14 protein-coding genes are annotated in these 15357 nt (G+C 46.8%); 2 read left to right on the top strand and 12 right to left on the bottom strand.

What is annotated here, in order from left to right:
- Nucleotides 1-60: 60 nt before the first annotated feature.
- Genes sctV through KDK14_RS02180 form a run of 3 tightly spaced genes read right to left on the bottom strand, consistent with a single transcriptional unit; the run spans nt 61 to nt 2887 of the window.
- A complete protein-coding gene (sctV, locus tag KDK14_RS02190) occupies nt 61-2142 on the bottom strand; it encodes a type III secretion system export apparatus subunit SctV (protein WP_257263383.1) in 2082 nt (693 codons plus the stop codon).
- Between the two features lie 43 nt (nt 2143-2185).
- Complete coding sequence (locus KDK14_RS02185) at nt 2186-2479, bottom strand: hypothetical protein (protein WP_257263382.1); 294 nt, start codon at nt 2477-2479, stop codon at nt 2186-2188.
- Nucleotides 2480-2491: 12 nt separating this feature from the next.
- Nucleotides 2492-2887 (bottom strand): hypothetical protein, encoded by a 396-nt coding sequence (locus KDK14_RS02180; protein WP_257263381.1) that lies wholly within the window; start codon nt 2885-2887, stop codon nt 2492-2494.
- 237 nt (nt 2888-3124) lie between these two features.
- Between KDK14_RS02180 and sctC the strand changes: the two genes are divergently transcribed.
- Both sctC and yvcK read left to right on the top strand, forming a co-directional pair.
- Complete coding sequence (gene sctC, locus KDK14_RS02175; protein WP_257263380.1) at nt 3125-5329, top strand: type III secretion system outer membrane ring subunit SctC; 2205 nt, start codon at nt 3125-3127, stop codon at nt 5327-5329.
- Between the two features lie 25 nt (nt 5330-5354).
- Nucleotides 5355-6323, top strand: coding sequence for a uridine diphosphate-N-acetylglucosamine-binding protein YvcK (gene yvcK, locus KDK14_RS02170; protein WP_257263379.1), 969 nt, complete (start codon nt 5355-5357; stop codon nt 6321-6323).
- Between the two features lie 25 nt (nt 6324-6348).
- Here yvcK and KDK14_RS02165 read toward each other — a convergent pair whose 3' ends face one another.
- The 9 genes from KDK14_RS02165 to KDK14_RS02125 form a co-directional block, all read right to left on the bottom strand.
- Nucleotides 6349-6990, bottom strand: a complete 642-nt coding sequence (locus KDK14_RS02165) for a sugar transferase (RefSeq protein WP_257263378.1) — start codon at nt 6988-6990, stop codon at nt 6349-6351.
- 31 nt (nt 6991-7021) lie between these two features.
- Nucleotides 7022-8218, bottom strand: coding sequence for a glycosyltransferase family 2 protein (locus tag KDK14_RS02160; RefSeq protein ID WP_257263377.1), 1197 nt, complete (start codon nt 8216-8218; stop codon nt 7022-7024).
- Entirely contained in the window at nt 8215-9309 is a 1095-nt protein-coding gene (locus KDK14_RS02155; RefSeq protein ID WP_257263376.1) for a glycosyltransferase, read from the bottom strand. Before KDK14_RS02155 ends, KDK14_RS02160 begins: the two co-directional genes overlap by 4 nt.
- On the bottom strand, nt 9306-10799 hold the full coding sequence (locus KDK14_RS02150) for a Wzz/FepE/Etk N-terminal domain-containing protein (protein WP_257263375.1): 1494 nt from the start codon (nt 10797-10799) through the stop codon (nt 9306-9308). Before KDK14_RS02150 ends, KDK14_RS02155 begins: the two co-directional genes overlap by 4 nt.
- A gap of 1 nt (nt 10800) precedes the next feature.
- Entirely contained in the window at nt 10801-11313 is a 513-nt protein-coding gene (locus KDK14_RS02145; RefSeq protein ID WP_257263374.1) for a hypothetical protein, read from the bottom strand.
- 167 nt (nt 11314-11480) lie between these two features.
- Complete coding sequence (locus KDK14_RS02140) at nt 11481-12605, bottom strand: glycosyltransferase (RefSeq protein ID WP_257263373.1); 1125 nt, start codon at nt 12603-12605, stop codon at nt 11481-11483.
- 32 nt (nt 12606-12637) lie between these two features.
- Nucleotides 12638-13360: a hypothetical protein gene (locus KDK14_RS02135; protein ID WP_257263372.1), complete on the bottom strand. Its 723-nt coding sequence runs from the start codon at nt 13358-13360 to the stop codon at nt 12638-12640.
- A 17-nt stretch (nt 13361-13377) separates the two neighbouring features.
- Entirely contained in the window at nt 13378-13884 is a 507-nt protein-coding gene (locus KDK14_RS02130; protein ID WP_257263371.1) for a GNAT family N-acetyltransferase, read from the bottom strand.
- A gap of 67 nt (nt 13885-13951) precedes the next feature.
- Nucleotides 13952-15346, bottom strand: a complete 1395-nt coding sequence (locus KDK14_RS02125) for an O-antigen ligase family protein (protein ID WP_257263370.1) — start codon at nt 15344-15346, stop codon at nt 13952-13954.
- Nucleotides 15347-15357: the final 11 nt, after the last annotated feature.

Raw genomic sequence — 15357 nt, 5'->3', positions numbered from 1 at the left:
TCGGGAAGCGGGCGGCGGGTAGCGTCTGTAGAAATGTCAAAGTTATTTCAGGACAGCTCCTTAAAGGGAAATACGGCCCAGTGGTTGAACGGTAATCTCTTCAGTTAACTCCTGGTGTGAAAGCACTGCCAGGTCATAGACTTCGAGTTCCAGAAGTTTTCGGACATAGCGGCGTATATCCATTGAAGTGATCAAAACTGGCTTATGCTCAAGATGACCTATTTTGCCGACAGAGTGTTTAACGTTTTCCACAAACTGGGCAGAGGTCGATGGATCAAGGGCCAGGTAGCTGCCTGCTGAAGTCTGGCGGATACCGGAGCGGATGGTGTCTTCGACATCCTGGTCAAGCAGGTATACTGGCAGCATGTTTCTGCCGTTGGAGTACTTGTAGCTGATGTAGCGCTTCAATGATGAGCGAACATACTCAGTTAATTGAACAACTTCTTTCTCCTTGTGCCCCCAGACAACCAGGGATTGCAGAATGGAGCGGAGGTTCCTGATCGAAATATCTTCAGATACCAGGCGCTGGAATATTTCGGTGATCTTGTTGACGGGTAACAGTCTTTGGACTTCCTTGATCAGTTCACCAAAACTGCTTTCCATTTTTTCCAGAAGGTAGCGTGTTTCCTGAATGCCTACAAAATCTTCTGCATATTTCTTCAAAACATGCGCCAGGTGATAGGTCAGGATTTTTGAGGAATCCATAAAGTTGACATTATTGCGATCAAGCTTGTCCTGCAGGCTTTCGGCGACCCACAAAGAGTCGAGGCTAGGCAGAAATGCATCGCCAACTTCATAAGGAATCTTCAGCATGTCCAGATGTTCATTACTTTCTCGCACGAACAGCGAGCCTGGTTTGAAATAGCCCGATGCAACGGGGACTTCCTGCAGAAGTATGTTGTAGGTATTTTCGTCCATGGCGTCATTAAACCGCAGGTGGATACCGGGAAAAGGAACCCCGAGATCCATATAAAGTGATTTGCGGACCTTAAGCAACTCTTCATTCAAGGAGGCGGCGTTCAGGGTTTTCTGTACAGAGTTAGGGACATCAATAATCAAGGGCAGGGTTTGGGTGAACTCTTCCTGCTGGTCCAATCTGGATTTGGCCTCACTGGGTGATTCTGTTGCTGCAGCCATGGCAGGAATTCCGCCATCTTCCTCAGCAGACCGGGCTCTTTCCACTTTCTTCATCAGAAAGTAGCCTCCACCACCAATGGCTCCAGCGAGAGCCATGAAAGTGAGTGTCGGGAAGCCGGGGATCAGGGCAAAGCCGAGTAACAGTGCTCCACCAACCATAAGGGCCTTTGGTTTATCGGTAAGCTGGGTGCCTATCTCATTACCAAGGTCCTTGGCATCTTCATTGGATACACGGGTTACTATAATACCGGCGGTAATGGATATCAGCAGAGCCGGTATCTGGGAGATAAGTCCATCCCCTACGGTCAAGATAGCGTAGAGCTGCAGAGCCTCGCCGCCGCTCATACCATTACTGGTACCAATAGCGACACCAGCGGTAATGTTGACGAAGATGATGATCAAGCCGGCAATGGCATCACCTTTTACGAACTTCATGGCTCCATCCATCGAACCGAACAGCTGGCTTTCTTTGGTGACCAGCTCACGGCGGCGCTGGGCTTCTTCCATTTCGATGGCGCCAGCACGAAGGTCAGCATCTATACTCATCTGCTTGCCAGGCATACCATCCAGAGAGAAGCGGGCGCTGACTTCTGCTACACGCTCAGAACCCTTGGTGATCACCAGGAATTGCACAATGGTGATGATAAGGAAGATAACGACACCAACGACCAGATTACCCCCTACCACAAAGTTACCGAAGGTATATACAATCTCACCGGCATCTGCCTGAAGCAGGATCAGACGGGTTGTGGTAATGGACAGAGCCAGACGGAAGAGGGTCGTTATGAGCAGTACCCCCGGAAAAGAGGAGAATTCCAGGGGTGATTTGAGGTAGATGGATGTCATCAGAAGTATGGTGGAAATCCCCATGTTCAATGCAATAAGGAAGTCCACCAGAGGGGTTGGCATGGGCAGAATAATAAGCCCGATGATGGATACCAGCAGGCCTGCCAGTACCAGATCATTTCTGCCGCCAAAATTCAGCCCGGGTAACAGTTGTGCCATGAGAAGTGCGCCGCTGCTGTGGGGCTGGCTATGGTCTTGAAGATCAGCGGCTCATTGCAGCTTTTCTCTTCTTGAGCAGGGCTCGCCCCTTGATCCATTTAATAGCCCGAGTATCACTGCCAGGCCTTGCGTATTTCAGGTAATTATCGGCTGCGCGAATGGATTCTTCAGGTCGCTCTGCCTGTAGGTAGGCATAGCTGAGCATGCGATAAATATCCGGGTTTTTTCGGTCTATTGACATCAGTGCTTCTAACAAGGCAATGGATTTTCGGGGCTGAAGGTACTCAAGATAGTAGGAAGCCTGTGATAGCATCCAGGTTTTTAATGACTTATCCATTTCACTGATCCTTTAGCTGGCAATCAATACATTTCGACACATCATTAAATATTCACTGTCTGCTTTGGCCTTTTCCAGCACCTGCAAGGCTTCTTTCATTATTTGGGCACTGCTGCTGTTTTTAGACCTTTTTGCCAAGGCAGAAATAGAGTTGATTGCATTCTTGTTGTTGCGATAATGCTCCTCCGGGCTTGCATTGATGTGATCACCGGAAAATTTGGTGCCAAATGCACGTTCCCGCTCATCATAACTATTGCCCATTTCCAGGGTCAGCCAAGTGTAATCAATAACGTTACTGCCGGAGGGTTTGAAATTTGATTTTGATTTGGGAAAGTCGGAGTGAACTGAAGAGCTGTCAATCCTTGAAATACCTGAAATACCGTTACCAAAAGAAATGGGTGCTGTCATAATATAGTCCGCCTGATAATTTGGTCCTTTCGTTCTATCGGCTTGCATATAGAGTGATTAACGGGTTTTCTCATGTTAATTATTTTTTTGACCAAATACTGGTGAAGCCAGTTTGTTTTCCGATAAACTGGTTTGCAAAGAACGTTTATTGACAGTTGTAATATTGTACCAAGGCATCTATTCATTAAGGGCTGTTGAATAAGCTGGAGCAGACATGAGCATGGAGGCACGCGTCTGATGGGCTTTATAAGAAATACCCTGATAATCCTGTCCTTTTTACTGGCGATTACCTTTCAGGCGCTGGCGAACTGGTCATCCGAAGAGCCGCAAACCAGAAAACATGTGGTACGTCCTAATGAGACTCTGGAAGTTATTGCCGGTAGCTACGGGTTTGAGGTAAACGAGCTTGCCCGCTATAACAAGCTGTTTAATGCTCAGGAATTACGGGTAGGTCAGGTTATCTATTTTCCATCCGACATTGTGCCGGAACATCCTGATTTTCCTTCCGTTGCGCAGGGGAACCCTCTGGACGCCAGAGTATTCCCCAATTCGGCTGTGGACTCCTTTTACCAGGGGAGATCACTGGATGCCAGAGCGTTTGCCAACCCAGATAGCTCATCAGTTGATGAACAAAGAACACAGTCTTTTATAAATGATGGGCGACGGTATGTGAACGAGCCCGATATATCCCGGTATGGCAGTCAAACGCATGTAGCAACATCTGATTTTGATTATAACTTTGCCAGGGAAGATGACCGCGAACTGGTAAATCAAAGTCCTCCCCACGCTTCAAAAAACCACTATATGATGCAACCGGATACACCATCCGGAAATAGAATGGTTATTTCTGCAGAGGAGGCTATCCAGGATGCGATTGACGACTTTGAAGGTACCATTGGTGATGATGAATCACCTGCCCTGGCCGCGTTTGGTGTTCGTCCATATGCGTATTTCGGCAATGGTGACAGCTTGAGGGAAGTATTGCAGAATTTCGCGGCGAGCTATTATATGCCATTCATCATAGCGGATACGGTAGTCGGGGAAATTAATGGCAAGATTGGTCCTATGACCCCTGTTGATTTTCTGGATCATCTGGCCAATATTTATGGTTTTATCTGGTATTTTGATGGGCATACCCTGTTTGTTTATGATGGCAGTGCCAACAGCCAACAGATCATTAGTTTAAACTATTTACCAATAACTCAGCTGAAGAAAACCCTGAAAAAGATTGGTATCTGGGATGGTCGCTTTTTCTGGAAGGAACAGCATAAAGAAGGTCTCGTCTTTATTTCCGGACCTCCTCGTTATATCGAGCTGGTGGCCCAGACAGCACTGTTGCTTGATGCCAAGGAAGGGGAGCGTCAAAAGAGCAAACTGACGGTTCGCACCTTTCCGCTCAGATATGCCTGGGCAACCGATAAGTCATTTTCTTTCAGAGGTCAGCAGCTGACAGTCCCGGGAGTGGCCACTATTCTGACCAGAATTATTAAAGGTGGCGGTGTAGCCCAGGTTACCAGACAGGGACTGCCCAACCCGACAATGACTCCGGCAGAGAGTGTCAGTAAATCCGGTGAACTCAGCCCAATGGATCGCTCTGAGTCATCTGCAGGAGACCCGCTGAATGCCGGTGCAGTCGCCGATGAAGTCTACATCAATGCTGATCCACGACTGAATGCGATCATTGTGCATGATCTTGAATCCAAGATGCCAATGTACGAAGAGCTGGTGGCTTCTCTTGATAAACCGACATCTCAGATAGAAATCAGTGTTTCGATTATTGATATCAATACACAGGATTTGAGAGCGCTTGGTGTCGACTGGAGTAATGCCGGTAGTTCAGATAATACCACAGTGTCCTTTAATCCCTATCCAAACGCCCCGACGCCAAATTATACAACGATTGTCTCCAGTGCGCTTGGATCCTTTAACGCGAATTTACAGCTACTGGCTGATGAAGGGAGGGTCAAAATTGTTTCCAGGCCATCTATCCTGACACTTGATAATATAGAGGCCATTCTCGATAACAGCAGTACTTTCTATGTTTCTGTGGCCAGCAATGAAGACTCTGAACTATTCCCGGTCACATCAGGAACAGTTGTCCAGGTCACTCCAAGAATTGTTCGTGAAGAGCAGGGTCGACGTATCCATATGACCGTCAATATTCAGGATGGTACAGGAAGCCAGGGCACCGAAGACGTCGGGAGTAAACTACCGGAAGTGACTAACAGCTCAATTAACACTCAGGCTATCATCAGTGAGCAGGAGAGCCTGTTAATTGGTGGTTTCTATAAAGAGCAGGATGAAGAAAAACTTACCAAAGTCCCATTGTTGGGTGATATTCCGGTTCTTGGCCAATTGTTCCGTGCAGAGTCAAAGTCGAAGATCAAGCAGGTGCGTTTATTTCTGATAACGCCACGCATCATAGGTTCAACACAAACCTGATATCATTCAAGAGAGATCATTTTAAGTGGCTGAGCAGGCAGCAGACGATGATCTTCTACTCATAAAAGAACTTGCCATGTATTCTGTACAAACCCTTTATCAGTGTCGCCGGATTGTTGCTATCGGTGGTGGGCATGGCCTCGGTCGGGTCATGGCAAGTCTGGGGTTCCTCGGTGGGCGCCTGTCAGGCGTAGTTGCCACTACGGATGATGGCGGGTCAACGGGCCGACTCAGGGATGGTAGTGGCTGTATTGCCTGGGGAGATCTCAGGAATTGCCTTAACCAGTTGTGTTCAGATACCCCAAACCTTGCGCGGATTCTGTTTGAGTATCGCTTTAAAAATAGCGGTGACATCAGTGGGCATAACCTGGGTAACCTGATTTTACTGGCAATGGATCAAATGTGTGTTCGCCCATTGGATGCCATTAACCTGATTCGCCAGATGTTACAGGTTGGTGCAGAGTTGATTCCAATGTCGGAAGAGCCTGCCCGCCTTGGTGCTATGGTGGATGGCCGGGAAGTGGTTGGTGAAACGACCATTGATGCCCTGGAGAAGTGCCCGGAGAAGTTGATGATTCTGCCCGCTATACAACCGACGGATGAAGCATTAGCCAGGATAAAAGAGTCCGATATGATTATTTTAGGGCCGGGGAGTTTCATGACCAGTATTTTACCGGCGATCTTGATGCCAGAGGTTGCAGAAAGTATTGGTAACAGCAGGGCCTTGAAAGTATTTGTGGGTAATATTAATCAGGAAATATCAGCTGTCGGAAAAATGTCCATCAGCGATAAATTGTCTTGGATGAGTGAAATGACGGGTGTATATCCAGACGTGCTACTGTGGCCTGCTGAGAACGAGCAACCTGAAAACCTTCATTGTGATATACACACTATGCCATTGGTGGATACTTTGCAGCCTGGCGTGCATAGCCGAGAGGCCTTGCGGCAAGGTCTGGATGAAATTGCCGCTGTTTTGTTTCAACATGAGAACTGATTTTTCCTCTGAGTTGGTTAACTACTCACTGCCCCCTGCCTGTTACCATGACGACAATGGTTTTGAATATTACGTAAATATCCATTTTCAGCCATTCCCATGGGCTGCTTAGAGCCAGGGCGTAAGCATGGTCATAGGCAACTTTATTTCTTACATCATTTACTGTCTCATCATAACCCATGTTGACCTGGGCAAGACCAGTAATGCCGGGAAGAACATCAAATGTTCGTTCACTGTAAAACGGAATGTTGGTTTCCAGTTTATTGTACATTCCCGGCCGTTCAGGCCTTGGACCCACAATGGTCATATCACCAACCAGTACATTCCAGAGTTGCGGCAGTTCATCAAGACGGGTTTTTCTCAGAAAGTTGCCAACTTTGGTAATTCTTGGGTCATTTTTCTGAGCCCAAACGGGGCCTGTTCCGGACTCTGCATCATTTCGCATGGTTCTGAATTTTTTCATCATGAATAAGCGAATATAGTTTTCCTTTTGATAGCCAATGCGCATCTGCTGATAAATAACGGGTCCGTGGCTATCAAGACGAATAGCCAGTGCGATAAAGGGAAACAGTGGCAGGGTGATGACCAGCCCGGCCAAGGCGATAACAATATCCATTAATCGTTTGCACACAAAGGCGAGAGGATGGACATAGGTTGACTCTTTCATGGGTACACTCCTTAAGTACATGTTTAAATTCTTATGTTTCAGTTGTTACTCTTTTCCATTGGCCTTTGGTTTGGCCTGATAGATAGTTAATTAAGCCGATAGCCATAGCCATGTGCCCGGATACCAGGTAAAAAAGTACTCTCAATTTTTTATGATCTGGTTGTGATCGATGGCAAATATAAAAGACAGTAGTTATGTAAATGCCCAGTTGAATGAAAAGAATAATCTGAAAAGTACTGTACGACAGTGACAGAAAAACTGAAGATGCCAGTACCATAAACAGGAACAGTGGCATGAATGGACGTAAAAATTTACCGGAAAAAAAATTGAAGGCTATCTTTCCAAACTTTGGATGTAATAAGCCAGCGTGACGAACGGCCTGCTGAATGTTTCCGGCAGCAATTCGCTTTCTTCGTTGGAAGTCCATTTCATTGCATGCCTGCTCAAGCTCCATGGCAATTATTCTGGGATCATAAAGACACCGGTAGCCCTTCATGGTTATTTGTATAGGCAGGGTGAAATCATCATTGATCGTATCTGCGGGGATCAAGTCAAACAGCTCACGGCGAAAGGCATAAAATGCACCATGTACTCCCAGTGTTGCACCCAGAGTACTTTCTCTTGTTTTGATGCTTCGCTGGTACTGCCAGTAGGCTTGCTCGCCAACACTGAGTGATTGTAAAAAGTGGTAGCTACCGCAAATTACCCCGGTGTTTTCATTGCTTAGGTGAGCTGCAACGATTAACAGGCTATCGTTCGATAACAGTGAAGACACATCGGAGAGGGCAACCACGCTACAACGGGAGAGGTTGATGGCCTCATTCAAAACGGCGACTTTACCGACGTTTTCAGGCTTTTCTACCACTGTCAGGTTCAGATGGTTGCATTCAGGCTCGGTCAGTGCTTCCTTTGCCAGCTGGGCAGTACCATCTGTACAGCCATCGCATACCAGTATCACTTTCAGTTTATAGTCCGGGTAATCAAGGGTAGCGATGTTTCTGATTTTTTCCTGGATAGTGCCAGCCTCATTATAGGCGGGTATGATCAGACTGATACTTGGCAGCATATGATCAAGAGGCGTGATTTGATAGTGCCGATGATAAAAGTTGGGTAGTGTGTTTTCCAGTCCCTGTGTCAGCAATTTCAAAGCAAGGGGATAACCAATATGGTGATAAACAATCACCATGCCTGCCATGAAGAAGATAATCAAGGCCAGCCACTCGATCATATTGGCCTCCCGCAATACAGGTCATCGTATTGCCTGATCATTCTCTCCAGGTTGCAATGGTTCACCACGAAATTGCGTGCCGACTCCTGTTTTTCTTTATTGATGCCTGAACAGAGCTGGGTTTTGAGGGCGGCTGCCAATGCCCGGATACTTTCAGCCTTGATCAGGATACCGCTTTGTGGGTCAACTGCTTCACGACAGCCGCCCACATCGGTCAAGACAACCACTCTCTGACAAGCCTGAGCTTCCAGTGGCGAGAGTGGGAGACCTTCTTTTTTTGAGGCGAGACAGAAAATATCAATAGCGTGGTAGAAGTCGGGCATATCATCAATGACTCCCAGAAAGTGTACCCGTTGCGCTATGTCAAGCCGTCTGGTCAGATTTCTGAGTTCATGCTCAAGTTCTCCCCCACCGGCAAGAGCAAGGTGTACACTGTCGGGTAACCGGGAAAAAGCATGAATCAAGAGATCATGGCTTTTAACCTCGGTAAAGCGTGCTGCACAACCAATAATGGCTGCATCCGGGGGCAGATTCAGTTTGTTTCTGGCTGTGGTTTGGTCTGATGGCTGGAATTTATCCGTGTCAACGCCATTAAGAATTACTGATGGTGTAAAGCACGGAATATGCTGTCGAATGCTGGCTGCAACCAGCTCTGCATCTGCGGCAACGGCAGGTTTGAGCAGGTGGAAGCAGGCAGCTACCAGCCAGCGTCGTTTTTGGTTGCCAAGATGCCAGGCGTCGTGCTCAGTGTGTATATGCCCGCATTTGGCCAGTTTGGCGGCGATTCCACCATAGATAAGTGGACCTGCATGGTGGGTATGAACCACATCAACATTCAGTTGTCGTAAAAGTCTTGCGAGCTTGGTCATCGTAGAGAGACTCAATCCGGGAGGCTTGGTCAGAAAGTGAAGCCTGTCCTTGTCCTGAAGCCGTGGCCAATGCTCAATGGCCTCCGAATGTGTTCCCTCAAGGCTGATAATATGTACATTCTCCGGGTTTTGGGCTTTTCGCTGTATGTCCAAAGCCATTGTCTCGATACCGCCCGGAGCGAGGTGCTGGACTATCTGTGCTACAACGGGAGAAGCTGTCACGATGATTTCTCCCCTTCACTGAACCAGTCTTTTTCCGGATCGTAAACCAGGGCTGGTGCTGTGGGCATTGACGGTATCCTTGCCAGAACGGGGACGCCCGCAATTCGTTCAATACTATTTTGAAGTCGTAAGGTGCTATCAGATATTTCTGAAATTGCTGCCAGACCAGTACCGATGCCCAGACCGGCAAAGACACCTGCAACAATAAATAATGAAGCGGGAAGGGCATTAGGACTGCTGGGTGTGAAAGGTTCGTCGATGATTTTAACCTGTTCTGACTCTTGGTAACCACTCAGGTCTTCCGCCACTTTTGCCATGACATAACGATTAAGAAAATCATCATACAGTTTTTGTTTAATAGTAAAATCCCGTTGCAGTTCAACCAGAGTCCGCTCGACCTCAGCAAACTGCTGCACTTTATTCTGGAGCTTGTCGGTTTGATCTTTAATATTTTTCACTTCATTTTGCAGGCTGTTCACTTTGGCTTTCGCTTCCTGAACCGCCTGAAGCTGAGAGGCCAGTATGGTGGTCTGTCCACCCTGGGAGTTATCCATTGAAACAGAGGGCGTGGATGACGCCAGGTTCCAGAGGCGTTGAACATCTTCCGTTTTTAACTGACTGCTTTCAGCAATCATTCGCTGGCGTTCAGCTTGCAGTCTGTCGAGTTCTCGAACCAGTGTCTGAACCTTGCTGTGCTTCTCTGTATAGCGGGAGCGAAGCATGCTCAGTGTGGTGCGGGTGTTAATAATTCGTTCTTCAAGTTTACCGATAACGGGGTTGGTTTGCGCCAGGTTACCATTGAACTCTTCCATTGCCGCTTTGGCGCCAACCAGTTCTGTCTCTTTTTCCATTAACAGCTGGCGCAGTTCTGCCAGTCTGGTTACGTTCGCTTTATGGAGTTCAGGAAGTTCCAATGCGAACCTTGCCTTGTAATCAGATAGTTTCAGTTCAGCGTCAGAAAGCTCCTTATGTCGACTATCTACCTGATCCTTGAGAAACTGGGTTGAGGCAACTTGCCAGGATTTTTGTGGTGCCTGGACCAGAGTAAGGAAGTGCTGGGTAACTTTGGTCAGCAGCTCTTTAATATCCGTTTTGTTCTGACTTCGATAATAGATTTTAACCAGTTCACCGCCGAAGACGATCGATAATGCACTTGATAGCTCATCAATGGCTTCATCTATTTGCTCCTCGGATGATTTATAGTCGATAAACCCAACGGCTTTGGCTACGCCCTTTAATACCTTGCGGCTCTTGAGAAGTATTTGCAGTGCTAATTGCCGTTCTTCCAGATTTGTGGATATGGTGAAGTCTTCCAGAATCGGGTTTAGCTCAGTGGTATTCTGAAGCAGTATGGTGGTGTGTGCTTCATAATATTTCGGGGCCATAAAACTGGCCAGAAAACCAATCACCGGCATGATGAGAACAGGCACACAGATGGTGTAGCGACGGCGCCAGGCTGCGCTGAGAAGTCGAAAGAGGTTCCTCAGCATTTCATTGGACACCTTCACCTCCAGAAATATCGTTTCCTACTGCTTGAATGGTGGCTGAATCAAGGGCCAGTTCAGGTTGATAGACCAGCTCTATTTTTTCACTGTATTGCTCCAGTATATTTTTCAGACTCTGCAGCCTTGCCCATGAGTCATTCAGTGTTTTGAAGGGTTGTCCGGCGGAAGAAGGCGCTACAGAAATAGTGATGTTGAGTTGCTGGCTCTTGGGTAATGAATTAAAAAACAGACCGATGACCTGTTTATGCTGATTGTTAGCCTCTAATTCCTGATCGCTGAAATTGATCGATAATTGACGACGATATACATTTTTTGAAATAGGTAATGGGTTTTCTGCTTCCTTTAGTTGAGCGATAGCATCGGCAATTTGCTGAGTTGATCTTGCTTGCTCCTGTTCCATCAGGGCCTGAAAGTTGAGTTTTGAGTTGCATCCATAAAGGAGTGACATACTGAAAATGATCAGTATGGCAAAGGTGTGGGATCCATATCGCTTAATCACGGTGACTTCCCTGTTATCAGTTTTAAATTATCATTCAGTCAACTGGTTCAGTGGAAAATTATCATTGATCGATCATTTTTGTCCTTCGGTGAACGGTTGCTTTCCTTTATTACTATTAATTGTAGCTTTTGTTGAAAGAAGAAATTAATTAAATGAGCCATGTTTTTTTAACGTAATAAATGGTTGATCAGTGCTTCTAACTGAGCGGCTCTGTGCTGCCATGATTCAGACGAGACCCTGTTCTGCCTCCTGGCTTTTTCTTCTCTGAGTTCATTGGCTCGCAAAATTACTCTGGAAAATGGCTCTCTGGGTGACTGAATTGCCAGGAGATCCTCATATTCTCTTGCTGCAGGAAAAGAAGTGGCAGCGATGGGCGTACCCGATGCAAGATATTCTCTCAGCTTCAGGGGGTTACACGCCGCTATCTGTTTGTTGTTGCGAAAGGGCAGCAGAGCCACATTCCAGTGCTGAATATACGAGGGCAGTTGATGATGGGGCCTGGCTCCCAGAAAGTGTACATTTGGCAAGGCCGCAAGGGATGAGACATCGGTTTTGATATCACCAATAAAAACAAATTGCCAGCTGGGCAGGGCAGTGGCGGATTGGGCCAGCAGGTCCGTCTCTAGCCAGCCAGAAATACTGCCGTAGAAACCGGCAATCGGGCCATTTTCCGGAAGATCATGGGGTCTGGCTGCTGGTGATGAAAATAGCGGATAATCAACACCGTGAGGCAGAATTATAGTGTCAGGATGAGCAAACTTCCTGGCCAGTGTTTTGCTGACAACAAGGATCAGGTCAACCTTTTCAGCCAGCTCCTGTTCCAATGGCTTGACCATTTTATGATCAACACCATCAAGGCCTTCAAAGTCATCACCACAATAGTAGATGGACGCTTGCTCATTGAGACTACCAACCATATCGACGGCAGTGGGTAGTGATAGCCAGAGAATAACCTTGTCAAATCTTTCCTGTGCTATTGCCCGGTTAATGTCTTTAAGCAACAGTCGTTTGTTCAGTTGACGAACCCATTTGAATCTGTGAAAAGGGAGAACTTTGGGATTGATGATAACAGGGGGCATCTGCTCTTGGGGCATTTGCGCAGACTTACCCTTAAACATCGCCATCATCTTTTGCCAGACTCGTTTTAAATCCCTTAACGAAAGCTGCGGCGATCTCATGCCAATGGAGTTTACCCAGATTACCCGATGCCTTGTCATTAAATGACTGATCAGGTGCTGGGTGCTGGAAGGTAAGCCTCCCCAGTCTTCTCCAAATACAATGAGATCAGCCACTGTCACTCTCCGATAGCAAATTTGATGCAGACTCAGTCAAGCAACCAGCTCACCTTGTATGGGGTGAAGCCAAATTTCTTTTTGAATCGTCGTAAACTGGGGCTACCACCGAAATATGCATCGTAGACATAGTATTTTGCCGACGGATAGTGTTCATAGGTGTACCTGGCAATTTCGGAAATTAACATGGGCACAATGCCATCAGATTTGTAATCATCGTGGCCAAAAAAGGTCGAAAGCAGAATCATTTCACCAGCCATCAGGCAACCGGCATAGGCGACCAGGGTGTCTTCTTTGAATATGCCAAAATAAGGGTAGTCATGGGTACTGGTTAACGTCTTGGGGTTATTAATGGGTGTAGGGTCCTGCTCAAGTAGTTCACTGGGCATGGCGCCCTGTCTTACAGGTGCCGAACGGTGGATATTGCCAATGGCATTCAGGTGGTTGTTGTAATCAATTCGAGAGAATGTATAGCCTTTTCGCTGGGCCTTTTTTATATTTCTGCGGGCTGAGCTTTCAATGTTTTTCAGGTAATGGTCGTGGTTTTCTGGCAGTGGCATCAGAGCTACACCATATTGCAAATTACGAATCAATGGGAAGCGGGGATGACGATGGGTTGCCATTTGATAAAAATCCCGCACGACATCCGCATAAAATTCATGATTTTCTGAGGTTTTTTTCAGGTCAAGGAGAATTTTCAGTTTTGGTAGCGATAGCGCGAGCCTGACATCAGCCAGAAGATTTTTAATATCCATATTTATCACTTAAGCCTTTAGCTGATGAAACTGCCACAAGCAGAACCGAATCCCAGTTTTTTAATGGATTTAAGCATGGCCTGATTGTTTTCCTGAGTATCAATATAAAAAGTATTAAATCCCCTGGATATCATATGGTTCATGGCTGCCAGAATACCGATGGTTGCCAGACCTTGCCCTCTGAATTCAGGCTGTGTCCAGATAGAACCAATAACGACGTCAGAAGCATTTACCTGATAATAACGGCAAAAACCAACATTAAGACAGCCGCAGGCTGAAAGTTGGCCAGAATTCGAAAGAAAATAAAAAATGCGATTTGGCATGATGGCCTTGATCAGTTGTTTCATGAAGCCTGTGACGCCAAAATATTGAAGCAACGGTGAGAAGTGGTATAAAGCCTTAAAAAAACTATCAATTATTATAAATTGATAGTGATGGTTTGGGTTAATTGATTGTTGTCTGGATTGTTGTCTGGATTGTTGTCTGGATGGCTGCCTGACCTGTTTGAATATGTAGTTCTTCAACTGATAAATCCTTTTTAGTCAGCAAATAATAAGTAATGATAGCAGCTCTCTATCGGAGAAATAATGGTTATTGATCCTGCTCACGGGGAAAATGGTTATCTGTGTAATTGGCAATGGCAATACTGATGGCAGTGATGATATAAACCGGCCATAAAAATCCCTGACTCAAGAAGGTCCCGGATACACAGAAGCCGACCAGCCCGGCGTAGGTTCCTGCTGCAATGGCTGAGATATGGGGATCATACTCTGGTGTCCCTTTATTGTTGTCCAGCCTTTTCAATGAGCCCATTATGGACATGAAAATGGTGAAAATCATAAAACCGAACAGGCCAAAACCGACAAAACCCGCCTCTGACATCACCTGAAACCAGGTGCTGTGAGTAACATGAGCCTTACCCTCCGCCCGGCTGTGGGTTGCATAATCCCAGTAATTATCCAGAAAGAGATCGAGGCCAACGCCCGTCATCGGGTTTCTCAGAGCCATGTTAAAAGCTGCCTCCCAGGCATGGATGCGTCCCATGGCTGACTCATCGATGCCATCCTCTGCGGCGCCCCCGGATTTACGGTCGCTAATGCCGGCTGCGGCCACCAGAATCATCAAGGCAAAACTGCCAATACTAATGAGCAGCAGCTTTGATTTGATGATCCTGAGACCAAAGATGCCAAATACGGCAACAGTCGCCAGTAAGCCTCCGCGGCTCTGTGTAGCAATGATTGATGAAACAAAGACGACAATACCGGTCAGGCCAAGGAGCGTTCTGAATTTGCCGGTGCCTTTGGTGGAGGCGTAGGCAACGGCATAGCTCATCGGAAAGCTGAGAACCAGCGACAGGTCATTAGGATCACCCAGGCTGGTACCCGGAATGGTGACACGGGTTTCCTCAACCATACCGATACCGTTGGCATTGTTATAAAGAGTGACAGCGCCCACTGCCAGCCCGGAACAGATGATCATGAAGTGAGCCAGTTTGAAGTGCCAGTGCTCGGTCATCATCCATGAGATGGCCAAAACCATGATGCCTATTTTCATATAGACACTGGTAAAGGCACCAAAAGCGACAGGAGGGTAGCTGGAAAATACGATACCAACCACAACCCAGCCGAAAAAACGGGCAAAAATGGTATGTTCATGTCGCCAGTAGACCTCAACCTTCTCGGTCAGAAAAATATGCCAGGCGAGCACAAAGTATGAGGCCAGCGCTGTCAACAGTGGAATCTTTATTGGGTCCAGTTGTGGAAATACCTCATGAAGCCTGAAAAAAGAGAAGAGAATGAATATCAGGCAAACCACAAAGGGTTTGCGCAGGATAAACAACAATACCAACGGGATCACTGCCAGAGGTAGCAGGGCGATCGGATGGGGGAATATCAGACAAGGCAGTGCTGCCAATGCACAGTAGGCGGTGACGGTAACGGTCTGGTAGCGATTAATAAACAGCCGTTCAAGGTTGGGTAGCTGCATTTTTAACCACC

The organism is Endozoicomonas sp. ONNA2 (assembly GCF_024606365.1).
Taxonomy (GTDB): domain Bacteria; phylum Pseudomonadota; class Gammaproteobacteria; order Pseudomonadales; family Endozoicomonadaceae; genus Endozoicomonas.
This window is presented reverse-complemented; position numbering and strand designations above follow the sequence as displayed.